The organism is Klebsiella sp. EMBS2024 (assembly GCF_036233805.1).
Classification (GTDB): Bacteria; Pseudomonadota; Gammaproteobacteria; order Enterobacterales; family Enterobacteriaceae; genus Klebsiella; species Klebsiella pneumoniae.
Genome location: NZ_JAZARW010000001.1, coordinates 4,181,387 through 4,194,589 on the forward strand (window position 1 = coordinate 4,181,387; position 13,203 = coordinate 4,194,589).

Annotated in this window: 13 protein-coding genes; 6 read left to right on the forward strand and 7 right to left on the reverse strand. The window is 59.8% G+C overall.

The window, feature by feature from the left end; genetic code table 11:
* Positions 1-140: 140 nt before the first annotated feature.
* A complete protein-coding gene (locus VZP09_RS19165; RefSeq protein WP_002920814.1) occupies positions 141-1,406 on the reverse strand; it encodes a 4-aminobutyrate--2-oxoglutarate transaminase in 1,266 nt (421 codons plus the stop codon).
* Positions 1,407-1,524: 118 nt separating this feature from the next.
* Between VZP09_RS19165 and pdxR the strand changes: the two genes are divergently transcribed.
* Positions 1,525-3,048 carry a MocR-like pyridoxine biosynthesis transcription factor PdxR gene (gene pdxR, locus VZP09_RS19170; RefSeq protein ID WP_004186003.1) on the forward strand — a complete coding sequence of 508 codons (1,524 nt, stop codon included), beginning with the start codon at positions 1,525-1,527 and terminating at the stop codon, positions 3,046-3,048.
* A gap of 52 nt (positions 3,049-3,100) precedes the next feature.
* Here the strand turns inward: pdxR and rpoH are convergent, their stop codons facing one another.
* The 4 genes from rpoH to ftsY all read right to left on the reverse strand — a co-directional run bounded on the left by rpoH (position 3,101) and on the right by ftsY (position 7,467).
* Positions 3,101-3,955: an RNA polymerase sigma factor RpoH gene (gene rpoH, locus VZP09_RS19175; RefSeq protein ID WP_002920815.1), complete on the reverse strand. Its 855-nt coding sequence runs from the start codon at positions 3,953-3,955 to the stop codon at positions 3,101-3,103.
* Between the two features lie 269 nt (positions 3,956-4,224).
* Positions 4,225-5,280 (reverse strand): permease-like cell division protein FtsX, encoded by a 1,056-nt coding sequence (ftsX, locus tag VZP09_RS19180; RefSeq protein ID WP_004173994.1) that lies wholly within the window; start codon positions 5,278-5,280, stop codon positions 4,225-4,227.
* Positions 5,273-5,941, reverse strand: coding sequence for a cell division ATP-binding protein FtsE (gene ftsE / locus VZP09_RS19185; protein WP_002920817.1), 669 nt, complete (start codon positions 5,939-5,941; stop codon positions 5,273-5,275). The genes ftsX and ftsE overlap by 8 nt, the downstream gene beginning before the upstream one ends.
* 2 nt (positions 5,942-5,943) lie before the next feature.
* Positions 5,944-7,467: a signal recognition particle-docking protein FtsY gene (ftsY, locus tag VZP09_RS19190; protein ID WP_032415773.1), complete on the reverse strand. Its 1,524-nt coding sequence runs from the start codon at positions 7,465-7,467 to the stop codon at positions 5,944-5,946.
* Between the two features lie 182 nt (positions 7,468-7,649).
* Here ftsY and rsmD point away from each other — a divergent pair, with 182 nt between their 5' ends.
* On the forward strand, positions 7,650-8,246 hold the full coding sequence (gene rsmD, locus VZP09_RS19195) for a 16S rRNA (guanine(966)-N(2))-methyltransferase (RefSeq protein ID WP_002920820.1): 597 nt from the start codon (positions 7,650-7,652) through the stop codon (positions 8,244-8,246).
* Positions 8,236-8,511, forward strand: coding sequence for a DUF1145 family protein (locus VZP09_RS19200; RefSeq protein WP_002920822.1), 276 nt, complete (start codon positions 8,236-8,238; stop codon positions 8,509-8,511). The genes rsmD and VZP09_RS19200 overlap by 11 nt, the downstream gene beginning before the upstream one ends.
* Before the next feature lie 13 nt (positions 8,512-8,524).
* Here VZP09_RS19200 and VZP09_RS19205 read toward each other — a convergent pair whose 3' ends face one another.
* Positions 8,525-8,875 carry a DUF2500 domain-containing protein gene (locus tag VZP09_RS19205; protein ID WP_004173989.1) on the reverse strand — a complete coding sequence of 117 codons (351 nt, stop codon included), beginning with the start codon at positions 8,873-8,875 and terminating at the stop codon, positions 8,525-8,527.
* Positions 8,876-9,025: 150 nt separating this feature from the next.
* On the opposite strand from VZP09_RS19205, the gene VZP09_RS19210 reads away from it, so the two are divergent.
* On the forward strand, positions 9,026-9,652 hold the full coding sequence (locus VZP09_RS19210; protein WP_102001652.1) for a lysoplasmalogenase: 627 nt from the start codon (positions 9,026-9,028) through the stop codon (positions 9,650-9,652).
* Between the two features lie 78 nt (positions 9,653-9,730).
* Entirely contained in the window at positions 9,731-11,941 is a 2,211-nt protein-coding gene (gene zntA, locus VZP09_RS19215) for a Zn(II)/Cd(II)/Pb(II) translocating P-type ATPase ZntA (RefSeq protein ID WP_032415774.1), read from the forward strand.
* 103 nt (positions 11,942-12,044) lie between these two features.
* Here the strand turns inward: zntA and tusA are convergent, their stop codons facing one another.
* A complete protein-coding gene (gene tusA / locus VZP09_RS19220; protein WP_002920858.1) occupies positions 12,045-12,290 on the reverse strand; it encodes a sulfurtransferase TusA in 246 nt (81 codons plus the stop codon).
* 206 nt (positions 12,291-12,496) lie between these two features.
* On the opposite strand from tusA, the gene VZP09_RS19225 reads away from it, so the two are divergent.
* A complete protein-coding gene (locus tag VZP09_RS19225) occupies positions 12,497-13,162 on the forward strand; it encodes a 7-cyano-7-deazaguanine/7-aminomethyl-7-deazaguanine transporter (RefSeq protein ID WP_002920860.1) in 666 nt (221 codons plus the stop codon).
* Positions 13,163-13,203: the final 41 nt, after the last annotated feature.

Here is a 13,203-nt window from a genome sequence, read left to right on the forward strand (position 1 = left end):
TCCGTTTTACTCCGGCGGTTGTCACCGCCGGAAAAAAGGTGATATCAGGGTGATAAACCACTCACGCTGAGCATAAACAGCCGGCTGCGGCGTCCTGTTTCTGTTCGGCTTCCCTGCCGCCGCAGCCCGCCGGGGAGACGTTAGCTCTTCAGTACGCGCGCCAGAATATCCAGCGCTTTCGAGAACTGGGCGTCGGGGATAGTCAACGGATACAGGAAGCGGATCACGTTGCCGTAGACGCCACAGCTCAGCAGCAGCAGGCCGTTCTCCTGCGCTTTCTGTTGCACAAGGCGGGTGAATTCCGGCGACGGTTCGCCTGTTTGCGGATCGTTAAACTCCACCGCCACCATCGACCCCCGGCCGCGGACATCAACGATCGCCGGGCAGGTAGCGCGCGCCTGGTTGAGCACTTCCTGCAGATGGCTACCCAGCTGTTCAGCGCGCTGACACAGCTGCTCTTCGGCAATCACATCCAGCACCGCGTGCGCCGCGGCCACCGCCAGCGGGTTACCGGCATAGGTTCCGCCCAGCCCGCCTGGGGCTGGCGCATCCATCACTTCGGCGCGACCAACGACGCCCGACAGCGGGAAACCGCCGGCGAGGCTTTTCGCCATCGTCATCAGATCCGGTTTCACCTCATAGTGCTGCATGGCGAACAGCTTGCCGGTACGGGCGAAACCGGTCTGCACTTCATCGGCGATCAGCAGAATGCCGTGGGTATCGCACAGGTCGCGCAGCGCCTGCATAAAATCGGCCGGCGCGACGTTAAAGCCGCCTTCCCCCTGGATCGGCTCGAGAATGATGGCCGCTACCTGGTCCGGCGCAATATCCGCTTTGAAAATGCGCTCCAGGCTTTTCAGCGCATCCGCGGTGGTCACGCCATGCGCCGCATTGGGGTAAACGCCGTGATACACCGAGCCCGGGAACGGCCCGAAGCCGATTTTGTAGGGCGCGACCTTACCGGTGAGGGCCATGGTCATAAAGGTACGGCCGTGGAAACCGCCGCCGAAGGTAATCAGCCCCGGACGACCGGTGTAAGCGCGGGCGATTTTCACCGCGTTCTCGACCGCTTCCGCGCCGGTGGTGAAGAAAGCCGTTTTTGCCGGCCCGTCAATTGGCGCCAGATCGTTGATACGCTCCGCCAGCGAAACATAGCTTTCGTACGGCACAATCTGATAGGCGGTGTGGGTGAACGCCTGCAGCTGGTCGGCAACCGCGGCGACCACTTTCGGATGGCGGTGACCGGTATTTAACACGGCGATCCCGGCGGCGAAATCGATCACCTCATTGCCTTCGATATCCCACAGCGTGGCGTTTTCCGCCTTCTCGACAAAGTAGTTACACATTACGCCTACGCCGCGCGGCGTCGCCTGCTGGCGACGTTGATTCAGTTCTGAGCTTTTCACCTGCGAATCTCCTGTCGTGTATGTCACGTTATCGCAACAAATTAGAAACGATGTCGTTTATTTACACAGGAGTTGGCCCTATAATCGAGTACCAATTTTGAATATCTGAGGGATCCAATTGCGTTCGCTGGTGGGTGACCTGGTGCTGGTCCGTCTGCAGGAAGAGCGGGATCCTCTTCTGCACAAACGCTTATATAACGCGCTGCGCCGCGCGATCCTCGACGGTTCGCTGGCGCCGCAAAGCCGTCTGCCGCCGTCGCGGGACCTGGCGGGCGAACTTGGCGTATCAAGAAACACCATATTAACAACTTATGAACAATTGCTGGCGGAAGGATATGTGGTTTCCCGTCGGGGAAGCGGAACATTCGTTGCCCAAACCGCCCCTGAGAGCTCATTGACGGCTAAAGGTCAGCAAGAAAACAGCAGTATCGCAGCACCGACGGCGCATCTTTCACGCCGAGGCCAGCATCTGCTCGGCCAGGTCAGCGCCAGCCCGCGCCAGTGGGGAGCGTTTATACCCGGCGTGCCGGACGTTAACGCCTTTCCCCACCCGCTGTTCAGTAAGATCCAGGCCCGCATCAGCCGTCGGCCCAAACCGGAGCGGCTCAGCTATAGCTGCAACGGCGGCACTCCGGAACTGCAGCAGGCGCTGGTGGATTATCTGCGCGTGTCGCGCGGCGTCCACTGTCAGTCAGATCAAATTCTTATCACCGAGGGGATCCACCAGGCGATCGATCTGGTCACCCGCATGCTGTGTGATAACGGCGATCTGGCGTGGGTGGAAGAGCCTTCCTACTGGGGGATCCGCCACGTGCTGGCGATGAACGACGTTCGGGCAGAGCCCCTGACCGTCGATGCCAACGGCCTGTGCCCGCCGGAGACGGTTGACGATGCGCCGAGGCTGATCTTCGTTACGCCTTCCCACCAGTATCCGCTGGGCGCGGTGATGAGCCTTGAGCGCCGCCAGCGCCTGCTGGCGCTCGCCCGTCAGCAGGGGAGCTGGATCGTCGAAGATGATTATGACAGCGAGTTTCGCTTTTCCGGTCAGCCGATCCCCGCCCTGCAGGGTCTGGTCGCCGACGCCCCGGTGGTCTATATCGGCACCTTCAGCAAGACGCTCTATCCCGGCCTGCGCCTGGGCTACGTGGTGATCCCGCGGCCGCTGGTCAGCGATCTGAAGCACGCCCATGCCGAGCTTTACCGCGGCGGCCATTCGCTGATCCAGATGGCGCTGGCGGAGTTTATTACCGCCGGCCACTATTCGGCCCATATCCGCCGTATGCGGCTGCTCTACAGCCGTCGCCGGGCCTTTTTAACTGAGCTTATCCAGCGGCACTGTATGCCGTACGCCCTGTCTGACTTCAGCGATAATGCCGGGCTGCATTTGATCCTCAATTTGCCCGCAGAGGCTGACGATGTGGCGATCGCCAGAGAGGCCAATGCGCGGCACATTCTGGTGCGGCCGCTGTCGCGCTACTACCTGACGGCGGCGCGCAAGAAAGGATTACTGATGGGATTCGCCAGCCAGCCCGAAGAGCAGATGGCGTCGGCGTTCAGCGTCTTACTCGACTGCCTGCAGACGCACTGCCCGCAGATGCTCCTGCTCCGGGAGGACGCAGAAAAACAAAACGCCCCAACCTGAGGCGGGGCGTTATCGTGGAGCCTGATATCAGGTATCAGGCAGGCGTGGCGTATCAGGCTTCGATAGCGGCACGCAGTTTTTTCATGGCGTTCTTTTCCAGCTGACGCACGCGCTCTGCGGAGACGCCGTAGCGGTCGGCCAGTTCCTGCAGCGTGGACTTGTTATCTTCGTCCAGCCAGCGGGCGCGGATGATGTCCTGGCTACGCTCGTCCAGGCCCTGCATCGCGTCAGTCAGCTTATTCGCCGCCTGCTCTTCCCAGTTATCGTCTTCGATGCCGTCGGCAAAGTTAGACGTTTTGTCCTGCAGATACAGGACCGGCGCCATCGGCTGGCTGTCTGACTCATCGTCGGACGACATGTCGAAGGTCATGTCCTGGGCCGCCATACGGGATTCCATCTCGCGGACGTCTTTGCTCGACACGCCCAGCTCACGGGCCACCATTTCCACTTCATCCTGGTTGAACCAACCCAAACGCTGTTTGGTTTTACGCAGGTTAAAGAACAGCTTACGCTGTGCTTTGGTGGTAGCGACCTTCACAATACGCCAGTTGCGCAGCACGTATTCGTGAATTTCGGCTTTAATCCAGTGCACGGCGAAGGAGACCAGGCGCACACCCACTTCCGGGTTAAAGCGACGCACGGCTTTCATCAGGCCGATATTGCCTTCCTGGATCAGATCCGCCTGCGGCAGGCCATAGCCCGAGTAGTTACGAGCAATGTGAACAACAAAGCGCAGGTGAGACAGAATCAGCTTTTTCGCTGCTTCCAGATCGCCCTGGTAATGCAGCTTTTCAGCAAGCTCCCGCTCTTCATCAGCCGACAGCATCGGCCAAGTGTTAGCGGCCCGGATGTACGATTCCAGGTTACCAACGGGGGCTAAAGCTAAAGTTTGCATTTCTTTGGTCATTCAAATCCTCTCAATTGATATCTTCTGACGCGTTCTTGTCCCCATCAGGCAACAAGCATGCCAGCATTCATGAGCAACGAGAATATCACTCACATTAGTATCAGACAGTGATTTTATCCACAAGTTCCATGCAACGGTGTGAATAAATTACGCACAAAATGTGACACCACGATGAAAAAGTGAGGGCAGGAAAAGGGGAACAAGCTTGCGGTATCTTTCCCTGCGAACAGGAACTCATTGCAGCAGGGAAAGATTATATCACGCTTTTATTAATCGGGAGTAAAGTGACGTAAATGTTGCACTGTCGCCAGCCAGGCGGCTACCCACCCGATCATCGAGCAGACGATCAACATCAACAGACACTCGTCGAAGCCTAAGCCGCTCAGCTCAAACTGGGTGCCGAAGACTTTCGCCACTTCGGTCACCGCCGACGAGAGGCGCATTACCAGAATCTCCGACAGGATCAGCGATAAAAACGCGCCGGAAAAGCCCAGCATCGCTCCGCCGTAGAGGAACGGACGCAGGATAAAGCCGTCGGTGGCGCCGATAAGCTTCTGAACGTTAATGGTATCGCGGCGGGCGAAGATGCTCAGGCGCACGCTGTTGCCGATCACCAGGAACACCGCCGCCACCATCAGCACGCCGATCATCGCCGACACGCGTCCTACCAGCCCGGTGAGCGAGGAGAGACGGGCAAACCAACTGTCGTCCATCCGCACTTCATCGACGCCCTGGATCCGCGTTACCCGATCGCGCAGGGTATTCAGCGCCTCGGTGCTCTGGAAATCCAGCTTCGGCACCACGATGGCGACCGCCGGCAGCGGGTTCTCCTCCAGCATATCCAGGGCGCCGCCAAAGCCAGACCAGTTACGGAATTCCCCCAGCGCCTCGTCACGGGACAAATAGTTTACCTTGTCGACGCCCTGCTCCGCCTGCAGCTGGCCCACCACCCGCGCCGCGGCATCGTCATCCAGCGTTTTTTCCAGATAAACGGTGATCTGCGGCGAGGGATAATACTGGGACGCCGCGCTGCTGACGTTTTTGTAGACCATGTAGCAGACGCTTGGCAGGGTCAACGAAATGGCGATGACCATTACCGTCAGGAAGGTCGCCAGCGGCGTGCTTTTTAGATCCTGCAGCGCGCCGTGCCAGGCATAGCGCACCTGCTCGTTGAATACGTTGCTCTTACGCGAGGCCGGGTTAGGCGCCGCTTTCGGCCGTTTTGGCGCATTGCGCCCGCCACCGCCGCCGCCCGCGGCGTTGCGCAGGCGATCGAACTTGCTGCCGAACTGGCGAATCTGGTTCATTGCGTCGCGCTTATTCACCCCGAATGCCTCCATGCAGATGGCCGTCGCTAAGCGTCAGCACGCGGTACGGACGACTGGAGATAAGCCCCAGATCGTGCGTGGCCATCAGTACCGTCACCCCGACGCGGTTAAACTCTTCAAACAGACGTAAAATCCCCTCCGAGAGCGCCTCGTCGAGGTTGCCGGTCGGTTCATCCGCCAGCAGCACCGCCGGCTTGTTGACCACCGCGCGAGCGATTCCCACGCGCTGCTGCTCACCGCCGGAGAGCTGAATGGGAAAATTCTTCGCTTTGTCCAGCAGGCCAACCTTGTCCAGCGCCGCCGAGACGCGACGACGAATATCATCGCCGCTGGCGCCGGCGATAATCAGCGGGATCGCCACGTTGTCATACACGGTACGATCCATCAGCAAATGGTGGTCCTGGAAAATCATACCGATCTGGCGGCGCAGGAACGGCACCTCACGGCTCTTCAGACGGCTGATTTCATGACCGCTGAAGAAGATTTTCCCGGCGCTGGGCCGTTCGATACCACAGATAAGCTTCAGCAGGGTACTCTTCCCTGCGCCGGAATGGCCGGTCAGAAACGCCATCTCGCCCGGCTGCAGGTGGAAGGTCACCCCCTGCAGCGCTTGTCTCCCACCGAGATAGGCTTTGCTGACTTGTTCAAAGCGAATCATTCTTAATCCTCTCGGGCAAAAAGTGCCTCAATAAAGTCGCCCGCATTAAACGGACGCAGATCCTCAATACGCTCGCCGACGCCAATATAGCGAATCGGAATGCCGAACTGATCGGCCACCGAGAAGATCACGCCGCCTTTGGCGGTGCCGTCCAGCTTGGTCAGGGTGATCCCGGTCAATCCTACCGCCTCATGGAACAGTTTGGCCTGGCTAATAGCATTCTGCCCGGTGCTGGCGTCAATGGTTAACATCACCTCGTGCGGCGCGTCGACGTCCAGCTTTTTCATTACCCGGACAATCTTCTTCAGCTCTTCCATCAGGTGCGATTTATTTTGCAAACGCCCGGCGGTATCGGCAATCAGTACGTCAACATGGCGCGCCTTCGCCGCCTGAATGGCGTCGAAAATTACCGAGGCGGAGTCGGCGCCGGTGTGCTGGGCGATCACCGGGATATTATTACGCTGGCCCCAGACCTGCAGCTGTTCCACCGCCGCCGCACGGAAGGTATCCCCCGCCGCCAGCATCACCGACTTACCCTGCTGTTCAAACTGACGCGCCAGCTTGCCGATGGTAGTGGTTTTCCCCACCCCGTTCACGCCGACCATCAGAATAACAAATGGCGTTTTGCCTTCAACGTTCAGCGGCTCGTCTACTTTGGCGAGAATCTCGCCCATCTCTTCTTTCAGCAGGCCGTACAGCGCTTCCGCATCGCGCAACTGCTTACGGCTGGCGCCTTCCGTCAGGTTGGTAATGATCTTGCGGGTGGTTTCCACCCCGACGTCGGCGATCAGCAGCTGTTCTTCCAGCTCTTCAAACAGATCATCGTCGATCTTCTTACCGCGGAACAGGCTGATAAATCCGGAACCGAGATTTTGCTTCGTTTTCAGCAGGCTACGTTTGAGGCGGGCGAAGAAGCCTTCTTTTGTCGGTTTTTCCTGCTCCTGAACCAGCGCTTCAAGCGGCGCCTCGTCCTCGGGCGCCGGCACCACTACCGCCGCCTCTTCTGCCGCTTCGGCCGCCAGCGCCTGCGCTTCCAGCTCTTCATCGCTTAACGGCGCGTCCTCTTCGGGCGCTTCTGTCTCCTGCGGCTGGACAACGATGCCTTCCACAGGCTGCTCTGCTACGGCTTCCGCCACCACCGGTTCGGCGATAACCTCTTCCGCCAGCGGCTCAACCACCGCAGGCTGTTCAGGCGGTTCGCTGACCGCGGGCTCCGGTTCAACAACAGGCGTTTCTTCGGTCAGAGCAGGCGTTTCCACCCACTCTTCTTCCTGCGCGCTGGCAGGCTCCGCGAGGTGCGCTTTTTCGCTTTCGACCACCGTCTCGGTCACTTCGACGACGTCTTCGGCAAACGCCTCCGGGTCTGCTTTCGGCGCGCTCGGCTCAGCAGGGGTTTCAACCGCCGGTATCTCTTCGGCAACCGCTTGCTGTTCTTCTACTTTTTGCTCAGTCTCGGTTTCCTGTGCCTGTTCTTTCTGTCCAAAGCCCAGCCAGGAAAAGAAGCCACGTTTTTTCTCTTTTGCCATTTGCGACCACACTCCTCGCTGTTTATTCATGGCGCAGCTTCATCAGAAGCTGAAAAAATGATGAAATTAGTTGGATAGTCTATCACTTAACTTAACTCGCAGCACCGCCCCCGGATTAAGGTTTCGTCAACCGCCGTCGATCGCTAGAATAGCAGGCTGGAAGTTGAGACTTGAGCAGANAGATGAAAAAACCAAACCACGCGGGCAGCGGCCAGATCCGCATCATCGGCGGGCAATGGCGCGGCCGTAAATTACCGGTGCCGGAGAGCCCGGGCCTGCGGCCGACCACCGACCGGGTTCGCGAAACCCTTTTTAACTGGCTGGCGCCGTCCATTGTTGACGCGCACTGCCTCGATTGCTTTGCCGGCAGCGGCGCGCTGGGGCTGGAAGCGCTGTCCCGCTATGCGGCCAGCACCACGCTGCTGGAGATGGAGCGCGGCGTAGCCCAGCAGCTGCAAAAAAATCTCGCCACCCTGAAAGCGGATCGCGGCAAGGTGATCACCACCAACACCCTCAGCTTCCTGAGCCAGCCGGGGACCCCGCACCAGATCGTGTTCGTCGACCCGCCGTTCCGTCAGGGGCTGCTGGAGGAGACGCTACGTCTGCTGGAGACACAAGGCTGGCTGGCCGATGAGGCCCTGGTGTACGTCGAAAGCGAAGTCGAAAACGGCTTACCGCCGGTGCCGGCTAACTGGCAATTGTATCGTGAAAAAGTGGCCGGACAGGTCGCCTACCGTCTTTACCAACGTGAGGCCCAAGGAGAGCACCATGCTGATTAATTTAGGCCGCCTGCTGATGCTGTGCGTCTGGGCCTTTCTGTTATTGAATCTGTTTCAGCCCTTCCCGAAGCCGCTGAATATCTTTGTCAACGTCGCGCTGATTTTCATGATCCTGATGCACGGTCTGCAGCTGACGCTGCTCAAGGCGACGCAGCCGAAAGAGGCGCCGCCGCTGAGCCGCTTTGAGCAAATCCGCATTTTTATTTTCGGCGTGTTTGAGCTCGTCGCCTGGCAGAAAAAACTGAAGGCGACGCTGAAAAAATAGTCCTGAAAAGGGCTCAGGGATCGGGCGTAAACGCCACGAACGCTGTGCCCTTATAACTCAACATCCCACGATCGCCGACGCTCAGCGCGTGATATTGCGGCGCGTCAAGGCGAAACACCACCTCCAGCCCACCGTTTTCGGGGCGAAAGCTCGCTTCATAGCGCATCTCACTGCCTGCAGGCGTCACCGTCTGCTGCCGCGAGCGCCGATCGTTAATCACTTTTTCCCGTTTATTGCTGACGATAACCCGCTTTTGTAGCAACGGCGCGGCGTCATTCGCCTGTTTCTCACGGCGCTGCTGGACATAGCGAAACGAAGCCGCCACCACAATCACCGCGACGACCAGAACAAAAAAGAGGGGCATTTTACTCATTAGGGTTACCCATAAAAAATATCAGGAATCAGCATACTGCGTCGGGAATAACATTGTCATCTGCTACACCAAACCACTACACTGNGTAGTAGCATCACGCATCCGTAACTTTCTTTATGATAACAGATACAGGGACTTACTATGCTTTGGTCATTTATTGCTGTCTGTTTCTCCGCATGGCTTTATGTCGATGCATCCTATCGTGGGCCGGCATGGCGACGCTGGTTTTTTAAACCTGTCACCCTGATTCTGTTGCTGTTACTGGCCTGGCAGGCGCCGATGTTCAATGCCATCAGCTATCTGGTGCTGGCTGGCCTGTGCGCCTCGCTGCTCGGCGACGCCCTGACCCTGCTGCCGCGCCAGCGGGTGATGTACGCGGTGGGCGCTTTCTTCCTGTCACATCTGCTGTATACCATCTGGTTCGCCAGCCAGCTGACGCTGTCGTTCTTCTGGCCGCTGCCGCTGGTGCTGCTGGTATTCGGCGCCCTGCTAATGGCGGTGATCTGGAGTCGGCTGGAAGAGATGAAAATGCCGGTGCTGACCTTTATCGGAATGACGCTGGTAATGGTCTGGCTGGCCGGTGAGCTGTGGTTTGCCCGCCCCACCAACACCGCGCTGTCCGGTTTCGCCGGCGCAGCCCTGCTGCTGCTGAGCAATGCCGTGTGGCTGGTGAGCCACTATCGTCGCCGCTTCCGCGCCGATAACGCCATCGCCGCCGCGTTCTACTTTGCCGGCCACTTCCTGATCGTGCGCGCGCTGTACCTGTAATTTAGTCCTTGACTCTGGAGTCGACTCCAGAGTGTATCCTACGGCTAATGAGAAAATTATCATTTCCCGGAGGGTGCCATGTCGACTCCAGACGCGCAGGATAAAAAAGTTCCACAATTCTCGTCTTTCACCATGCGGCCAGCAACCGCCCCGGCGGAGAGCTGCTGTACAGATCACGCCTGCGCCACAGAGTCCGCCCCTGCCGCCGAAGCGCTTAGCGACGCCCGCTACCGCTGGCAGGTAGATGGCATGGACTGCGCCGCCTGCGCCCGCAAGGTGGAAACCGCGGTCCGTCAGGTGCCCGGGGTCAGTCAGGTCCAGGTGCTGTTCGCCACAGAAAAGCTGCTGGTTAACGCCGAGGGCGATGTCCGCGCTCAGGTTGAGAACGCGGTCCGCCAGGCGGGGTATACGCTGCGCGATGCCGATGCTCCCGCAGCTAAGCAAACCCGAGGGTCGCTGCTGCGCGACAATCTGCCGTTACTGACGCTGGTTATCATGATGGCCTTGAGCTGGGGGCTGGAGCAGGCCAACCACCCTGCCGGTCAGTTGGCCTTTATTGCCACCACCCTGGTTGGCCTGTGGCCGGTTGCCCGCCAGGCGCTACGCCTGATCAAGAGCGGGAGCTGGTTCGCCATTGAAACGCTGATGAGCGTCGCCGCCATCGGGGCGCTGTTTATCGGCGCCACCGCGGAGGCGGCGATGGTGCTGTTGCTGTTCCTGATCGGCGAGCGTCTCGAAGGCTGGGCCGCCAGCCGCGCACGGCAGGGGGTGAGCGCGCTGATGGCGCTGAAGCCCGACACCGCCATCCGTCTGCGCAACGGCGTGCGGGAAACCGTCGCCCAGCGCGACCTGCGTCCCGGAGATGTGATTGAAGTGGCTGCCGGCGGGCGTCTGCCGGCGGATGGACAACTGCTGTCGCCGTTTGCCAGCTTTGATGAAAGCGCCCTGACCGGCGAGTCGGTGCCGGTGGAGCGTCAGGCCGGGGAACGGGTAGCGGCGGGCGCCACCAGCGTCGATCGCCTGGTGCAGCTTACCGTGATATCCGAACCGGGCGACAGCGCCATCGACCGCATCCTGAAGCTGATTGAAGAGGCTGAGGAGCGTCGGGCGCCAATCGAGCGCTTCATCGACCGCTTCAGCCGGATCTACACCCCGGCCATTATGGTCGTGGCCTTGTTGGTCGCCATTGTCCCGCCGCTGTTCTTCGCCAGCGCCTGGCTGCCGTGGATTTATAAAGGGCTGACGCTGCTGCTGATCGGCTGTCCGTGCGCGCTGGTCATCTCCACGCCGGCGGCCATCACCTCCGGCCTGGCGGTCGCCGCCCGCCGCGGGGCGCTAATCAAAGGCGGCGCGGCGCTGGAGCAGCTGGGCCAGGTGCGCCAGGTGGCGTTCGATAAAACCGGCACCCTGACCGTCGGCCAGCCGCAGGTGACTTCGGTTATTGCCACGGCCGAAGTTGACGACAACGCGCTGCTGGCGCTGGCGGCGGCGGTGGAGCAAGGCTCCAGCCACCCGCTGGCGCAGGCTATCGTCCGTGAAGCGCAGCGGCGTCAGCTGAGCATTCCGCTTGCCAGCGGCCAGCGGGCGCTGGCGGGCTCTGGTATCGAAGCCGAAGTCAACGGCAGCCGCATCCTGATCTGCGCCGCCAGCAAAGCCGCCCCGGCAGAGCATGAGGCGCAGATCCAGCAGCTGGAAAGCGCCGGGCAAACGGTAGTGCTGGTGATGCGCGGCGAGACGCTGCTCGGCATTCTGGCGCTGCGCGATACCCTGCGCGACGACGCGCGTCAGGCGGTGGATGCTTTGCATCAGTTGGGCGTTCAGGGGGTGATCCTTACCGGGGATAACCCGCGCGCCGCGGCGGCCATCGCCAGCGAACTGGGGCTGGAATTCCGCGCCGGTCTGCTACCGGCGGACAAGGTCAACGCGGTGATAGCGCTGAATGCCGACGCGCCGCTGGCGATGGTCGGGGACGGTATCAACGACGCGCCGGCGATGAAAGCGGCCACCATCGGCATCGCCATGGGCAGCGGAACCGACGTGGCGCTGGAGACGGCCGACGCCGCGCTGACCCATAACCGTCTGACCGGCCTGGCGCAGATGATTTCCCTGGCGCGCGCCACCCACGCCAATATCCGCCAGAACATCGCGATTGCCTTAGGGCTGAAGGGGATTTTCCTCGTCACCACCCTGCTCGGCCTGACCGGTCTGTGGCTGGCGGTGCTGGCGGATACCGGCGCCACCGTGCTGGTAACGGCTAACGCGCTGCGGTTATTGCGTAAGAAGTTGTAGCATCGATACCGGCTTCCCTGCTCGCGCTACGCTTAGCAGGGCTACGGTTCCAGACCGTCGGGTAGCCCGGATAAGGCGCTACGCGCCGCCATCCGGGAGAGGCTCAGTGGCTTTTGCGGATCAGGTAGCGGTACGGCAGGGCTTCGGTTTCCTGGGCCACCAGCTCATGCTCCATAAAGCGGCAGAATCCCGGGATATCGCGGGTGGTGGCCGGATCGTCAGCAATAATCAGCAGCGTCTCGCCCACCGGCATCGTCCGCACGGTTTTACGCACCATCATGACCGGCTCCGGGCAGCGGAGTCCCAGGGCATCCAGGGTGTGGTCAGGAGTGGAGAAAAGTTCGCTCATTTTAGTCTCACGTCAACAAAACGGCCCTAGTTTACCCCCTGCTCGCCAGTACGCAAGCCAGGTTAACGTTTGCGCGAAAAACAACCATTGCATTACGCCGGCAACGCAGTATCATGCAGCCGTTTTTAATTGGGTTCCCTCACCCCAACGTTCCGCTGCCGATTGCTCATTCACCTGAAGCATGACGGGCATAAAAAGGTCACAATATGAATCCGTTTACTACCGTACAGCGCAAAAAAGCGCTCGTCTGGCTTTCGCTATTTCATTTGCTGGTCATCACCTCCAGCAACTATCTGGTTCAGCTGCCGATCTCCATCTTTGGTTTCCATACCACCTGGGGCGCGTTTAGTTTTCCGTTTATTTTCCTCGCCACCGACCTGACGGTGCGAATTTTTGGCGCCCCGCTGGCGCGACGCATCATTTTCGCGGTGATGGTCCCGGCGCTGGCCATCTCTTACGGCATCTCCGCGCTGTTCTACATGGGCGAATGGCAGGGCTTTGCCGCGCTGGGCACCTTTAATCTCTTCGTCGCGCGCATCGCCGTCGCCAGCTTTATGGCCTATGCGCTGGGGCAGATCCTCGACGTTCACGTCTTTAACCGCCTGCGGCAGAGCCGCCGCTGGTGGTTGGCCCCTACCGCCTCGACGCTGTTCGGCAACATCAGCGATACCGTGGCGTTTTTCTTTATCGCTTTCTGGCGCAGCCCGGACCCGTTTATGGCCGCCCACTGGGGGGAAATCGCCCTCGTCGACTACAGCTTTAAAGTGCTTATCAGCATCATTTTCTTCCTGCCGATGTACGGCGTGCTGTTAAATATGCTGTTGAAAAGACTGGCGGATAAATCTGATTTGTCGGCATTACAGCCGAGTTAAAGGTACTCGCGGGCTGATGTGTTAAGATAGCCGGATGAGCC